The following is a 14,488-nucleotide window of genomic DNA, read 5'->3' on the forward strand; positions in this document are numbered from 1 at the left end:
GCCTCTCAGGGCGGCGGGGACCGGCGGCACCCTGCGACAGCAGGGACCCACCGAGCGGGGTCCCTGCCACGCCACGTACGAGGCGACAGCCTATGAGGAGCGGCGTTGCCGTTGTAATGCAGCAACCATGCGCATGCCCGCAAGATCATTGCGTTCCTGGGGGTTGGGTGGGTGTTCGTTGCGCGGTGGCTTTCGACCGTTGCGCAGGGGCTCTCAGAGGACCTTGACCAGGAACACGCAGGCATCGGCCTGCTCATGCCGTACGCCGTCGGAGTCCAGGCGGGTCCAGCGGTCGACGTAGGGCACGGTGGGCAGGTATCCGAGGCGTGCGTAGAGCGCCGCCGCGCGCGGGTTGTCGTCGTCGACGCCGAGGCCCATGGCCCCGATGCCGCGCTCCTTGGCCATCCGCTCGGCGGTGCGGACCAGCGCGGTGCCGATGCCCCGGGAACGGAGCGACTCGGGCCACACGAAGAGGCCGTTGATCTCCGGGCAGCCCGGCCGCGAGGCCCGCGCCTCGGGCGCCGCGCACCCGGTCCAACGCACCTCCGCGTGGCCCACGGGCCTGCCGTCCAGCCACGGGATCAGATAGGTGCTGTCCCCCGCCTCCTGCCTCCCGAAGCGGGCGGCATGGTTGCCGTCGACGCTGTACGACGGCATGAAGTGGTCCAGCACCTCGATGTCCTCGGCCCTGCAAGCGGCTGTCTCCATAGGCCGACGGTAGGGCCCGGGCATGCGAAACGGCCCCCGATTTTCCCGGCGGGCGGGTCAACAGGGGCCGTGTCGAAGGGGGTTGATGTGACGTCAGCTCCAGCTGGCGTGCAGCGGCTTGCCCTCCGCGTAGCCGGCGGCGCTCTGGATGCCGACGACGGCCTTCTCGGCGAACTCCTCCAGGGAGCCGGCACCCGCGTAGGTGCACGACGACCGCACGCCCGCGATGATCGAGTCGATCAGGTCCTCCACACCCGGGCGGGCCGGGTCGAGGAACATCCGGGAGGTGGAGATGCCCTCCTCGAACAGCGCCTTGCGGGCGCGGTCGTACGACGACTCCTCGGACGTACGGTTGCGCACGGCACGCGCGGACGCCATGCCGAACGACTCCTTGTAGGCACGCCCCTGCGCGTCGTGCTGGAGGTCGCCCGGCGACTCGTACGTGCCCGCGAACCAGGACCCGACCATCACGTTGGACGCACCGGCCGCGAGCGCCATGGCGACGTCGCGCGGGTGGCGGACACCGCCGTCGGCCCACACGTGCTTGCCGTACTTCTTCGCCTCGGCGGCGCACTCCAGCACGGCCGAGAACTGCGGCCGGCCCACGCCGGTCATCATGCGGGTGGTACACATGGCGCCCGGTCCGACACCGACCTTGATGATGTCGGCACCGGCCTCGATGAGGTCCCGGACACCCTCCGCGGCGACGATGTTGCCCGCGACGATCGGCACCTGCGGGTCGAGCGCCCGTACGGTCCTGATCGCGGCGATCATCGACTCCTGGTGGCCGTGCGCCGTGTCGATGACGAGGGTGTCGACGCCCGCGTCGAGCAGCTGCTTGGCCTTGCCCGCCACGTCGCCATTGATGCCGACGGCGGCCGCTATGCGCAGCTTGCCGTCCGCGTCGACGGCCGGGGAGTACAGGGTGGCGCGCAGGGCGCCCTTGCGGGTGAGGATGCCGGCGAGGCGGCCGTCCGCGTCGACGGCGGGGGCGTAGCGCCGGTTGTGGTGGTCGAGGGTGTTGAAGGCCTCGCGCGGGTCCTGGTCCGCGTCGAGGAGCAGCAGGTCGCGGGACATGACCACTTCGAGCTGGGTGAAGCGGTCCACGCCGGACAGGTCGGAGTCGGTGACCACGCCGATCGGCTTGAAGTCGTCGTCGACGACCACACCGGCGTTGTGCGCACGCTTGGGCAGCAGGGCCAGCGCGTCGGCGACGGTCTGGTGCGGGGCCAGCACGATCGGGGTGTCGAGAACGTGGTGGCGGCTCTTCACCCAGGAGACGACCTCGGTGACGACCTCGATCGGGATGTCCTGCGGGATGACCACCAGGCCGCCGCGCCGGGCCATCGTCTCGGCCATACGGCGGCCGGCGATGGCGGTCATGTTGGCGACGACCAGCGGGATCGTGGTGCCCGTACCGTCCGGGGAGCTGAGGTCCACGCCCTGCCGCGAGCCGACCGCGCTGCGGCTCGGGACCATGAAGACGTCGTCGTACGTCAGGTCGTACGCGGGCTGGATGTCATTGAGGAAACGCACGTGCTGCACATCCCAGTCGATCAGAGGTGGCCCCCGGACAGGTCAGCCAGGGGGAAGAGCACGTACTTCATTGTCCCATGCTGACCGGAACGTGATGCACGGTCGCATCATCCAAGCAGGTCAGAGGGCCCTTAGGAGGATCCTCCGAGAGCAAGCGTCACGGAGAGTGCCGGCGTCCGGTCCACCGCCTCGGAGAAGACCTCCTGAGCGGTCTCCCACTCGTCAGGCCTCGCCTTCGCATACGGCCGCCAGTTCCGTACGACGATCAGCACCCCCTGCCCGACGGCGCCCTCGGGCCAGACGGTGTGGTCGGAGAGGGAGTCGGCGAGGGCGTCCCAGTTGCGGCCGAACCAGTCGGGCAGATCCAGGGCGCGGGCGCAGCGGTCCATCAGGCCCGCCTTGTCCGTGACCCCGTCGAGGTCCAGCGTGACCACGCGCTGCGTCATCTCAGTACCGCCAAAGGTCGTTGTGAGTCGTCATGATCGTCGATGAACGAAGGGACGGCCCCGGGCGGGCCGCCCCCTTGATTCTGACGTTCCGTCAGTGTCCGTCCGGGTCCGCCCGGTTGAGCGCGGGCTTCGGCGTCTGACCCGCCGTCATGAGCACGTCCGCCGCCGCCGTGTCCGTCACCAGGCTGGTGACGAGCCCCGATCGCAGCACCGCGTCGATCGCGGACGCCTTGCGCTGCCCGCCCGCGATCGCGACGACCTCGGGGATACGGCGGAGCTGGTCGGCCTTGACGGTGATGCACCGCTCCCCCAGGTCCCGTCCGACCCGGCGACCCTCGGCGTCGAAGAGGTGCGCGGACATCTCGGCGGCGACGCCGAGGGAGGCGTAGTGCGCCCGCTCCTCGTCGCTGAGCATGTCGTGCACCGTCGAGATGCCGGGCTCCCAGGAGCCGATGGAGACGCAGGCGACCGTGACCTTGTCGAAGTACTCGAAGGCCCGGGCGATCCCGGTCTGGTGGCGCAGCGCCACCGCGGTGGCCGCGTCCGGCAGCAGCATCGGCGCGTAGATGGGGTGCGCGTCGCCGCCGGAGACCTGCGCGGCACGGCGCACCGCCTCGACCGAACCGCGCTCGGCGGTCCCGGCGTCGTACACGCCGGTCAACTGCACGACCGTGCAGGGCGGCAGCCGGTCGAGGGCGGCCGCCATGTGGATGGTGGACCGGCCCCAGGCCAGGCCCAGCACATCCCCCTCGTTCACCAGCTCGCCGAGCAGGTCGGCGGCCACCTCTCCCAGGTTCTCCGGGTCGGGCGACTCCTCGGCCTCGGCCGGGGACTCCACCACGACTGCGTGTCTGAGGCCGTACCGGGCCCGCAGCGCGTCCGAGCGCTCCGCGTCCAGCTCGGCCGGGACACGGATCTCGATGCGCACCAGATCCCGTTCGAGAGCGGTCTCCAGGACCCGGGCCACCTTGAAGCGGCTGACGCCGAACTCCTCCGCGATCTGGATCTTGGACTTGCCCTCGAGGTAGAAGCGGCGGGCCATGGCCGCCGCCTGCACCAGCTCAGCGGGTCCCATCCGCATGGCTGACCGGCCCGCCGACATACCCGACACGGCGATCTCCTCACTACTGCTGTTCACACTCTGGATTCGCCGTTCATCCTTGCAGATCCGGCGCGCTTGATCCGCCCTGATGGCGGCCGTTCACATTCCCTTGGCTCAGTGGTCGCATGCCCATGCTGCGGTCTTGGTGACCGCCTCCGCCTGTGCACGCAGGGCACGGACCGCTTCGGCCGGGTCCTCGGCCCCGTACACCGCCGAACCGGCCACGAAGACATCGGCGCCCGCCTCGGCGCACCGCTCGATGGTCGAGGCGGAGACCCCGCCGTCCACCTGAAGCCACAGCTGAAGGCCGTGCTTGCTGATCAACTCGCGGGTGCGGCGAATCTTCGGAAGCATGATGTCGAGAAACGCCTGACCACCGAAGCCCGGCTCGACCGTCATGATCAGCAGCATGTCGAGCTCGGGGAGCAGATCCTCGTACGGCTCGATGGGCGTCGCGGGCCTGAGCGCCATGGAGGCACGCGCCCCCTTGGCGCGGATCTCCCGGGCCAGCCGCACGGGTGCCGCGGCGGCCTCGACATGGAAGGTGACGGAAGAGGCCCCCGCTTCCACGTACTGGGGCGCCCACCGATCGGGGGCCTCGATCATCAGATGGCAGTCCAGCGGGGTGTCCGTCGCACGGGCCAGTGACTCTACGACCGGCACGCCGAGCGTGAGGTTCGGGACGAAATGGTTGTCCATGACGTCGACGTGGAGCCAGTCGGCTCCCTCGACCGCCTTGGCCTCGTCCGCGAGGCGGGCGAAGTCGGCGGACAGGATGCTGGGGTTGATCTGCGGGGCCATGACCCAAGACTGCCATGCCGGAGCACGAATGTTCGCGCCGGTACAGAGCTGAGACGTTCATCGGATGGTGTGTCCGATTCGCGCATGCCATGCCGGCCCGCCGACCGGCTCCACATACGGCTGCGGGGGTGGCCATGACGAGGACCCGGGAGAACCAGGAGAACCGGGAGAACGGGGAGAACCGGCGGACGCCGTCGGGACAGCGGGGCATCGCGCATCTGGTCTGCGGGCGACGCGCCAAGTGGGTGGTGCTCGTCCTGTGGCTGGCGGTGCTGTTCCTGACGGCCCCGTTCGCCCAGAAGCTGACCGACGCGCAGGACAACGACGCGGCCTCCTGGCTGCCGGGGTCGGCGGAATCCACCCAAGTCCTGGAAATCTCCGAGAACTTCAGGCCGGAGCAGATCCCCGCGGTCGTCGTCTACGCCCGTGACGGCGGCCTGACGGCACAGGACCGGGCGGCGATCACCGCGGACGTGGCCGGGCTCAAGCAGCTCACCGACCACGGCATACGGGGCGCCGAGACCCGGGGGCCGGTCTTCGACCGCGAGGTGGACCCGCGCGCGGCCCAGGTCCAGGTCCCGATCACCATGGACGAGAAGGGCTGGGAGCGCATCGCGCCCGCCGTCGACTCCATCCGGGACATCGTCGGCGAGGGCGGCGGCGGGCTGGCCGTGCACATCACGGGCCCGGGCGGCACGTCCGCGGACTTCGCGGAGGCCTTCGAGGGCATCGACTCCACGCTGCTGCTCTCGGCCATGACGGTGGTCATCGTCATGCTCCTGCTGACCTACCGCAGCCCGACCCTGATCCTGGTCCCCCTCATCGCCGTGGTCGTCGCCCTGTTCACCGCACAGGCCTTCATCTATCTCCTGGCGGAACACGGGGGCCTGACGGTCAACGGCCAGAGCGCGGGCATCCTCACGGTGCTGGTCTTCGGGGCAGGCACGGACTACGCCCTCCTGCTCGTCGCCCGCTACCGGGAGGAACTGCGCCGTCACGAGGACCGCCACGAGGCGATGGCGCTGGCCCTGCACCGCGCGGGCCCGGCGGTGCTCGCCTCCGGCGCGACCGTCGTCCTGAGCATGCTGGTGCTGCTGGCGGCCGAGATGAACTCGACGAGAGGCCTCGGCCCGGTAGCCGCGATCGGCGTGGCAGTGGGCCTCCTGGCCATGGTGACCCTGTTCCCCGCCCTCCTCGTCATCTGCGGCCGCTGGATCTTCTGGCCGGTGATCCCGCACCTGGGTACGGAGAACCCGGACAGGCGAGGCGTCTGGGCCCGCATGGGCCGCCGTATCGCCCACCGCCCGCGCATGGTCTGGGCCGTCACGGCCATCGCCCTGGCGATCTGCTCCCTGGGCCTGATCCAACTGCGCGCCGAGGGGCTGAGCAACGCCGACGCGTTCACCGAGAAACCGGACTCGATCACCGGCCAGGAGGTCTCCGCGCAGTACTTCCCGGCCGGCAGCGGCGACCCGCTGGTCATCGTCAGCAACCAGGCACAGGCCGTGCAGGTGGGCCGCGCGGTGGCCGGGACACAGGGCGTCGTCCCCGACTCGCTGGGCCTCCCCCCGGGCACGAAACCGTCGTACGACGGCAAGGTGCTCTTCGAGGCGACGATGACGGACCCCGCCGACAGCGAGGCCGCGAAACAGACCGTCGAACGAGTCCGCGACGCCGTCCACGAGGTACCGGACGCGGACGCTCAGGTGGGCGGCGGTACGGCAGCCCTGCTGGACATGGACAAAGCGACAACCCACGACAACATACTGATCATCCCGCTGGTCCTGGTCGTGGTCCTGCTGATCCTCTGCGCCCTGCTCCGCGCCCTGATCGCCCCGCTCCTGCTGATCGGCACGGTGATCCTGTCGTTCGCCGCCGCGCTGGGCATCAGCGCCCTGGCCTTCCGCCACCTCTTCGACTACGCGGGCGAGTCGACCGACTTCCCGCTGTTCGTCTTCGTCTTCCTGGTGGCGCTGGGCATCGACTACAACATCTTCCTCACGACCCGCATCCGCGAGGAGGCAACCCACCAGGGCACCCGCCCCGGCGTCGTCACCGGCCTCGCCGCCACCGGCGCCGTCATCACGTCGGCCGGCCTGGTCCTGGCCGGCACCTTCGCCGCCCTGGGCACCCTCCCCATGGTCGCCTTCGCCGAAATCGGCTTCGCCGTGGCGCTGGGCGTCCTCCTGGACACCTTCATCGTGCGCTCGGTCCTGGTGACGTCCCTGTTCCTGGACATGGGCCCGAAGGTGTGGTGGCCACACCGGCTGGCCCGGGAGGACGGGGGCGCGGCGGCGGTTCCGGAGGCGGAGGAGGGGATCGCGGAGCGGGGTGGCTGACCGGGGAGACGGCGCGGCGGGCCCGACATCGACGGGCCCGGCATCGGAGGGCGAGCCGGTCACTTGCCGTACTGGAAACTTGCCACTTTCCATACTGGAAACTAACCGCTACTCTTTCCGTTATGGAAACTAACGGGGTACGACTGACGCCGGAGCAGGCCCGTTCCGCACTGGCCGACACCGAGCACGTCCGGGCCTCCGCCGCAGCACTGTCGGCCACACCATGGCCGAACTGGTTCTTCATCACGCTTACGCTCTACGCTGCCGCGCTCCCGATCACCTACGGAGGCGTCATGGCCGACTCGGACTGGCTACTGCCGCGCCCCGCCTGGATGGGCATCATGCTGGCGATCACCGCGGTGTACGGGGCGCTCTTCGCCGTCGCGGCCAAGGCTTGGCGCAACAAGACCGGGGTGGCACTGCGGTTGGACGTGCTGCCGAAGCGGGCGACCGTGCCGCTCGCGGTCGGCCTGCCCGTGCTGCTGGTGGGGACGGCGTTCGCATTCCGCGTCACCGGATGGCCGGCGTGGCTGATCGCGGCCTCGCTGATCAATGCCGCCGCGTCCGTCGGCTTCCACCTCGCCTTCGTCCGCCTGCACCGGAAGACCGCGTGAGCGCCGAGAACCACGACCCTCTGGAGGGTTTCGACACCACCATCCACGCCCCGAACCGGCTGCGCATCTGCGCCCTCCTGGACACCGCGGGCGAGGCGGAGTTCGGCCTGGTCCAAAAGCAACTCGCCCTCTCCGCCTCCGTACTGAGCAAGCACGTCACCGTACTGATGGACGCCGACTACGTCGGGCAGCGCAAGGCCGTCCGCGACACCCGGCAGCGCGTATGGCTCCACCTGACCCGGCGAGGCCGGGATGCCTACCGGGGGCACCTTGCGGCGCTGCGGGCGATCGTGGGGCCGTCGGATCCGGCTGTCTGATCACGATCGGACCCATCGGAACCAGATGAGGAGCGCGGCAGCGGTGACCTTGCCGAGGTGGACGTATCCGCGTTCGTTCATAGCGGATAGCCACGGTGCTGAACTGCTTCAGCTTTCCGATGGCCCGCTCCACCGCGTGGCGATCTTTGTACCGCTCTTCGTCGAAGCCCGGAGGCCGTCCGCCGCGTGAACCCCGGCGCATACGGGCGGCCTTGTGGTCTCTACGTCTCCGGAATCACGTGCCGGATGCCACGCTTGCGGAGGTACGCGAGGATCTTGAGGTTGCTGTACGCCCTGTCGACGCCGACGCTGTCCGGCGTGCGCCGGGGACGTCCGAGTCCGGTGCGGGGAACTCGGATCTTGTCCATGACCGGCTCGAACTGGCTGCACCCGCCCCGCTGACCTGGGGTGATGAGCAGGGCCAGGGGGCGGCAGTGGCCTTCCGCGGCCACATGGATCTTGGTGGTCAGTCCGCCGCGGGACCGGCGGGAGGGCTTCGCCGGCTGCACCACCCTCTCCAGCAGGCCGCGCCGAATACCACCGCCGACAGGTGCTGAACCGATCTTCGTGGGGCCTCTTTTGAGGAGCCCGGCGGTGCGGGCGGCGGGCCCTTCGGTGCGCCCGCGGCGTGATGGCGAGCACGTCCGACGGTGGAGTCGACGTTGATGGCCTCTCAAGGGCCGAAGCGGGGTCTGGGCCGGCAGCCCCAGCGGGGCCCAGGGGCAGAGCCCCTGACGGGGTCGAAGGGGCAGCGCCCCTGGGGGTGGGACGGGTAGGGGCGGCGGGGGCGCAAACAGCCAGGCCCGCACCACCACCGGCCGACGAACAACCGAAGCCGCGCCGTACGCCCCGCCTCAGCCCACCTGAACCACCCGACCCACGTGGCTACCTGGCTACCTGGCTACCTGGCCCACCTTCCGAATCAACGCCAAATACATCGCATCCGTCCCATGCAGATGAGGCCACAACTGCACATCAGGCCCCTCCCCCAACTCCGGCACCCCGGCGAACAGCGCCCGAGCATCGATCAGCTCACCATCAGCCCGCTGCTTCAACACGTCATCGACAACCGCCCGCGTCTCAGCAAGATGCGGCGAACACGTGGCGTACCCGACAACCCCACCCACCCGCACAGAATCAAGTGCGGCCTGCAACAAGCCCCGCTGCAGAGGCGCGAACCCCTCCAGGTCCTCCGGCCGCCGCCGCCACCGCGCCTCCGGCCGCCGCCGCAACGCCCCCAGCCCGGTGCACGGAACATCCATCAGCACCCGGTCAAAAATCCCGTCCCGCCACGCCGGCCGCGTCCCATCCGCAGCGATGACCTGATACGGCCCCGGATTGCCCTCCAGAGCCTTGGCCACGAGCCCCGCCCGATGCGGCTGCTTCTCGGAGGCGAGCAGCATGGCCCCCCGCTCGGCGGCCAACGCCCCGAGCAGTGCCGCCTTGCCGCCGGGCCCGGCACACCCGTCGAGCCACCGCTCATCGGGCCCGTCGAGGGGAGCGTTGGCAAGGGCAAGGGCAACCAGCTGACTCCCCTCGTCCTGCACCCCCGCACGCCCTTCCCGTACGGCCTCGATCGCGCCGGGCTCCCCACCCTCGGCCAGCCGCACGGCATACGGCGACCAACGCCCCGGCACGGCGGCCTCCTCACCGAGCAGCTCCTCGGTCGTGGCCCGCCCGGGCCGGGCGACCAGCGTCACCTCGGGCCGCTCGTTGTCGGCCTCCAGCAACCGCTCGATCCCGGCCCGCCCGCCACCGAGTGAGTCCCACAGCGCCGAGACGACCCAGCGCGGATGCGAGTGCACGACGGAGAGATGGTCCTCGGGATCCTCGTCGTAAGGCGGAGCGACCCGCTGGATCCACCCGTCGAGATCGTCCTGCGCGACTTTCCGCAGCACGGCGTTGACGAACTTGGCCCGCCCGTCACCGAGAACGACCCGCGCGAGCTCCACGGACGCGGACACGGCGGCATGCGGCGGAATCCGCGTCCCGAGCAGCTGATGCACACCCAGGCTGAGCACGTCGAGCACCGGCGGGTCGACCTCACGCAGCGGCCGGTCCACACACGCGGAGATGACCGCGTCATACGTCCCCTGCCGGCGCAGCGTCCCGTACACGAGCTCGGTGGCGAGCGCGGCGTCCCGCCCGTCGAAGTCGCCCTTCTCCCGCGCCTTCCGCAGCAACGGCGGCAGCACGAGGTTGGCATACGCGTCCCGCTCGTCCACGGCACGCAGCGCCTCGAAGGCGAGAACGCGGACGGGGTCCTTCTTGGGCCGTCGGTAGGGCTTGCCGGGTTTGCTGGGCCGACGGGAGGTGTCGCTCACGAAAAAGGTGCTCCGGATTGCTGGATGAGATGTACGACCAGCCTACGTCGCACCGTCAGCCCGGCGTACGGCTGGTTACGCCCCCGAGGCCATCCCGTCGGTCAGGTCCGCTCGGTCAGGCCCGGCCGTCAGGCACCGCGGTCAGGCACCGAGGCTCTCCCCGTCCCCGATCCGCACGCCCCGCGCCCAGTCCGCGGCCCGCATCGGCTTCTTGCCCTGAGCCTGCACCCACAGCAACTCGACGGCGTACGACCCGGTCCCGACGTACACGTTGTTCTTCCCGACGGAGAGTTCACCGGGGGCGAGGTCGTCCCGCCCGGGCACCGGCTGCACGTGGATGAGCTTGAGCCGCTCGCCGCGGAAGACGGTCCAGGCCCCCGGGGCAGGGGTGCAGCCGCGCACGACACGGTCGACCCGCAGGGAGGGAGCGCTCCAGTCGATGTGGGCGTCCTCGACGTTGACCTTGGGTGCGAGGGTGATCCCCTCGGACGGCTGCGGTACGGCCTTCAGCGTGCCGTCCTCGATCCCGTCCATGGTCGCGGCGAGCAGCCCGGCGCCCGCGAAGGCAAGGCGGGTCAGCAGGTCGCCGCTGGTGTCGGTGGCCCGGACCTCCTCGGTGACGGTGCCGTAGACGGGCCCGGAGTCGAGCCCTTCCTCGATGAGGAAGGTGGAGGCCCCGGTGATCTCGTCGCCCGCCATGATGGCGTGCTGCACGGGCGCGGCCCCACGCCAGGCCGGCAGCAGCGAGAAGTGCAGGTTGACCCAGCCGTGGGCCGGGATGTCGAGGGCGACGCGCGGCAGCAGTGCGCCGTAGGCGACGACCGGACAGCAGTCGGGCGCGATCTCCCTGAGCCGCTCGAGGAACTCGGGGTCGCGCGGCTTGGCGGGCCTGAGCACCTCGATCCCGGCCTCCACGGCCCGCTCGGCCACCGGACTCGCCACCAGCCTGCGCCCACGCCCGGCCGGCGCGTCGGGCCGCGTGACAACGGCGGCCACCTCGTGCCGCCCGGAGGCGATCAGAGCGTCCAGAGCGGGAACGGCGACCTCGGGGGTACCGGCGAAGACAAGCTTCATGGGTGGGTACGGGCCTCTCGGGCGGGGTTGGTCGGGGCAACACACAAGTCTATGGGGGCGGAGCGCAGGGGCTCACGTCGGCAGCACCGGGAACGAATGCGCCCCCTGCGCGCCCCTCGGGAGAGGCCGGCATCTCGGCCAACTGGAACGTGTGGTGCGAGGTCAGGCACACATCCGAGTCCGGGGGCCGAGGCGCGCCACCCCCGTCCGGGGGCGTAGGCATATGCCCACACGCCCCTACTGCGTGACCCGCGGAGCGCTGCCGCGTTGGTCAAGAAAGAGTTGACCACAACGGGCCGCACGCGCCGTATGCGCGGCCCTCTCCTTTTCACGCCGGTTCGAGAGGCTTGTTCATGGCCGACCACGCAACCCACGACGCCCAGGCTCGGGCCAGCCTGCACTTGCTGGTGCGGGACATCGAGCGGGTCCGCCGGCAGGTGGACGCACTGCGCACGCTCACCGCCCAGCTGGGCAACGTCTACCGCCCGCGCCGCTCCGGCCCCTCCACGGGCTTCGTCGTCTACGGACGCGCCCCCGCCCCGACGGTCCGCCTCGCCCAGGAGCTGCGGGACAGCGTCGAAACCCTGGTCACGGCAGCCGTGGACTTCGACCGCTCACTCGGCTTCTCCTGGGACGCGGTGGGTTCCGCCCTCGGCGTCACCAAGCAGGCGGTCCACCGCCGCTACGGCGCCCGCCGCGCCGCCGCCCAGTCGGCGGCGGAGAACGAGCGAGCGACCGAGCCTTCGGGGTCCCGGACGGTCAATGTCGCCACCGCCCTCCCTCCGGTGCCGACGGTCCCCGCGGCCCGCTCCATGCCGACCCAGCCGACGGCCGGCAGCCCCGCCCTCCGCGACGAGGCCCGGCCCACGGCGTTTCCCGGCCCGCGCAACGGCTGACGCCGCCTCACTCTGCCCTCCTGGAACGCAACCGGGAGGGCAGCGGTATGCCGGGACGACGCAGGCCGGCCGGACGGGCACGAAGCCCGCAAGCCCGGACAACCGCGCGCCGGCAGGCAACACCAGCCACAGCCACCAGCCACCAGCAGGGTCAGCCAATATCGGGCGGATCAATCCGGACCCGCACCGCGGGCACGTCCCCGCCTCCCCGCGCCATCCGCGCCGCCTGCGCGGCCTTCAACGCGGACGCCAACGCAGCGCCACTCCCAGGCGGCACCCGGATCAACGCCTGGTCCCAGTGCTCCCCGGGCGGCGGCGCCCCCACGCGCCGTGGCCGCCCCGCCGCCGGGACGGGCAGCGGTACGGGCCCCAACACCTCGGCACCCGGCGGCAGTTCGGCCGTACGGAGGAACTCGGCGACCGCCTCGCCCGGCCCGGCCACGGCAGCCATCCGGGACACCGGCGGAAACCCCAGCTCGGCCCGCTCTGCAAGCTCCCGCACCGCGTGCCCGACCGGATCCCACCGCACCAGCGCCTGCACAGGTCGCAGCGTGGGCTCGGCGACGACGACCACCGTCCCCCCGGCACTCTGCGGCCGTACCAGCGAGGCAGCCGCGATCCAGCGGCGCAGCGCGTCCTCCCCCGCCCGTAGATCGGGCCGCCCGAGCATGGCCCAGCCGTCCAGCAGCAGGGCCGCCGCATAGCCGCCCTCGGCGACGGGCTCGGCCCCCGGCGTGCTCACGACCAGCGAGGGCGTGCCCGGCACGGTGTCCAGCACATGCTCACGCCCGGAGGTCCGCACCGGAACGGCGGGAAAGGCCCGCCCCAGCTCCTCGGCGGTCCGCCGCGCCCCCACCACCTGGGCTCGCAACCGGAACCCCCCGCACTCCGGACAGTGCCAGCCCCCCTCCTCACGCCCGCACCACCCACACCGCAGATCGGTCTCCGAGCCCTGCGCCTCCAGGGGCCCGGAACAGTGCCGGCACCGAGCCGGCGCCCGGCAGTTGGCACAGGCCATCCGCGGCACGTACCCGCGCCGAGGCACCTGTACAAGGACCGGCCCCTGCCGCAGCCCCTCCCTCACCGCCTGCCAGGCGAGGGTCGGCAGCCGAGCGGCTCGAGCGGCCTCGTCCCGCGCAAGGTCCGTGTCGCCCACGGTCCGCACGAGCGGAGCCATGCCCCGCACCCGCTCCCGCCCGGCGACGAGCGGCCGGGCCCAGCCGCTCTCCACCAGCTGGGCGGCCTCGACGGTGCAGCTCCAACTCCCCAGCAGAAACCCACACTTGTCCTGCGCGGCCCGAAGCAACAGCACTTCACGCGCATGAGGCTGCGGGGCATGCTGCTCACTGTGGCTGTCGTCACCGTCGTCCCACAGCGCGACCAGCCCGAGGTCCTGCACCGGAGCGAACATGGCGGCCCGAGTCCCCACGACCGCCCGCACGGCCCCCCGCCGCACCGCGAGCCACTCCCGATACCGCTTCTCGGGCCCGGCATCGGCGGTCAGCACCGCATGCCGTCCCGCCCCCATCAGCGCCGTCAGAGCGGCATCGACCCGCGCGACGGCCCGGCCGTCCGGCAGGACGACCAGCGCCCCACGCCCGGAAGCCAGCGTCGCGACGACGGCCCGGGCCAGCTCCTCACTCCACTCGGGCCCGGGCAGCGCATTCCACACGGCCCGCGGCGCGCCCCCAGAGGCCAGCGCCTCCAAAAAGACGGCCCCCCGCTCATACCGCCCCCAGGACCCCGGCTCGGGCCTGCCGGGAGCCGCAAGCGGCTCCGGTGAAGGCCGCTGCTCGGCCCGCGCACTGCGTGGCGGCACGGCCAGCTGCAACACATCGGCAAGCCCTCCGGCATACCGATCGGCAACCGCCCGCGCGAGCCCCAGCAGCTCCTCGCTCAACACCCGCTCGGGCGAAACGACCTGCGCGAGCGCCGCAAGGGGCCCGGAGTAGTCGGACTCGGCCACCCGCTCGACCAGGAACCCGTCAATGAGCCCCCCGCCCTCGCGCCGCCCCTCCCGCACCCGGTGCCGCCCGGCCCCGAACCGCACCCGCACCCGCACCCCGGGCTGCGCATCGGCATCGAGCTCCTCCGGCACGGCGTAATCGAAGTACCGATCAAGATGCAGCACACCCTTGTCGACCAGGACCCGCGCCACCGGCAGCTCCTTGGCCAGCGCGGCCCCCCGCCACGTCCGCGGCTTGGCCTTGGGCACCTTGGCCTTGCGCACGCTCTCCCGAATGAGCGCAAGCTGCTCGGGCGGCGCCCCGTCGGCCCCACCACCCGTCTGCCCGTTCTCGCTGCTCACGCTTGCATTCTTACCAAACG

The 14,488-nt window shown here is 71.4% G+C and carries 13 protein-coding genes; 4 read left to right on the forward strand and 9 right to left on the reverse strand.

The features are described from left to right. Positions 1 to 213: 213 nt before the first annotated feature. From AB5J49_RS08460 to rpe, 5 genes are all read right to left on the reverse strand, one after another. Positions 214 to 708 carry a GNAT family N-acetyltransferase gene (locus AB5J49_RS08460; protein ID WP_369167903.1) on the reverse strand — a complete coding sequence of 165 codons (495 nt, stop codon included), beginning with the start codon at positions 706 to 708 and terminating at the stop codon, positions 214 to 216. A gap of 93 nt (positions 709 to 801) precedes the next feature. After that, on the reverse strand, positions 802 to 2,244 hold the full coding sequence (locus AB5J49_RS08465) for a GuaB1 family IMP dehydrogenase-related protein (RefSeq protein WP_369167904.1): 1,443 nt from the start codon (positions 2,242 to 2,244) through the stop codon (positions 802 to 804). A gap of 131 nt (positions 2,245 to 2,375) precedes the next feature. After that, entirely contained in the window at positions 2,376 to 2,690 is a 315-nt protein-coding gene (locus tag AB5J49_RS08470) for a barstar family protein (protein WP_369167905.1), read from the reverse strand. Between the two features lie 94 nt (positions 2,691 to 2,784). After that, entirely contained in the window at positions 2,785 to 3,795 is a 1,011-nt protein-coding gene (locus tag AB5J49_RS08475) for a sugar-binding transcriptional regulator (RefSeq protein ID WP_369175080.1), read from the reverse strand. A 114-nt stretch (positions 3,796 to 3,909) separates the two neighbouring features. Next, on the reverse strand, positions 3,910 to 4,596 hold the full coding sequence (gene rpe / locus AB5J49_RS08480) for a ribulose-phosphate 3-epimerase (RefSeq protein ID WP_369167906.1): 687 nt from the start codon (positions 4,594 to 4,596) through the stop codon (positions 3,910 to 3,912). A gap of 134 nt (positions 4,597 to 4,730) precedes the next feature. Between rpe and AB5J49_RS08485 the strand changes: the two genes are divergently transcribed. The 3 genes from AB5J49_RS08485 (at position 4,731) to AB5J49_RS08495 (ending at position 7,866) form a co-directional block, all read left to right on the forward strand. Further along, complete coding sequence (locus AB5J49_RS08485) at positions 4,731 to 6,935, forward strand: MMPL family transporter (protein WP_369167907.1); 2,205 nt, start codon at positions 4,731 to 4,733, stop codon at positions 6,933 to 6,935. A gap of 122 nt (positions 6,936 to 7,057) precedes the next feature. Beyond that, positions 7,058 to 7,549 carry a hypothetical protein gene (locus AB5J49_RS08490; RefSeq protein ID WP_369167908.1) on the forward strand — a complete coding sequence of 164 codons (492 nt, stop codon included), beginning with the start codon at positions 7,058 to 7,060 and terminating at the stop codon, positions 7,547 to 7,549. Continuing rightward, positions 7,546 to 7,866, forward strand: a complete 321-nt coding sequence (locus AB5J49_RS08495) for a transcriptional regulator (RefSeq protein WP_369167909.1) — start codon at positions 7,546 to 7,548, stop codon at positions 7,864 to 7,866. Before AB5J49_RS08490 ends, AB5J49_RS08495 begins: the two co-directional genes overlap by 4 nt. 221 nt (positions 7,867 to 8,087) lie before the next feature. On the opposite strand, the gene AB5J49_RS08500 is transcribed toward AB5J49_RS08495, so the two are convergent. The 3 genes from AB5J49_RS08500 to fmt form a co-directional block, all read right to left on the reverse strand. Beyond that, a complete protein-coding gene (locus tag AB5J49_RS08500) occupies positions 8,088 to 8,375 on the reverse strand; it encodes a transposase (protein ID WP_369167910.1) in 288 nt (95 codons plus the stop codon). 384 nt (positions 8,376 to 8,759) lie between these two features. Beyond that, positions 8,760 to 10,190 carry an RsmB/NOP family class I SAM-dependent RNA methyltransferase gene (locus AB5J49_RS08505; protein WP_369167911.1) on the reverse strand — a complete coding sequence of 477 codons (1,431 nt, stop codon included), beginning with the start codon at positions 10,188 to 10,190 and terminating at the stop codon, positions 8,760 to 8,762. A gap of 141 nt (positions 10,191 to 10,331) precedes the next feature. Continuing rightward, positions 10,332 to 11,264, reverse strand: a complete 933-nt coding sequence (gene fmt / locus AB5J49_RS08510; RefSeq protein WP_369167912.1) for a methionyl-tRNA formyltransferase — start codon at positions 11,262 to 11,264, stop codon at positions 10,332 to 10,334. A gap of 353 nt (positions 11,265 to 11,617) precedes the next feature. Between fmt and AB5J49_RS08515 the strand changes: the two genes are divergently transcribed. Next, the gene (locus AB5J49_RS08515) at positions 11,618 to 12,160 is read left to right on the forward strand and encodes a hypothetical protein (RefSeq protein WP_369167913.1); all 543 of its coding nucleotides are present in this window, start codon (positions 11,618 to 11,620) and stop codon (positions 12,158 to 12,160) included. A gap of 151 nt (positions 12,161 to 12,311) precedes the next feature. Here the strand turns inward: AB5J49_RS08515 and AB5J49_RS08520 are convergent, their stop codons facing one another. Beyond that, positions 12,312 to 14,468, reverse strand: coding sequence for a primosomal protein N' (locus AB5J49_RS08520; protein ID WP_369167915.1), 2,157 nt, complete (start codon positions 14,466 to 14,468; stop codon positions 12,312 to 12,314). Positions 14,469 to 14,488 lie beyond the last annotated feature (20 nt).

It is taken from the genome of Streptomyces sp. R28, assembly GCF_041052385.1.
Taxonomy (GTDB): domain Bacteria; phylum Actinomycetota; class Actinomycetes; order Streptomycetales; family Streptomycetaceae; genus Streptomyces.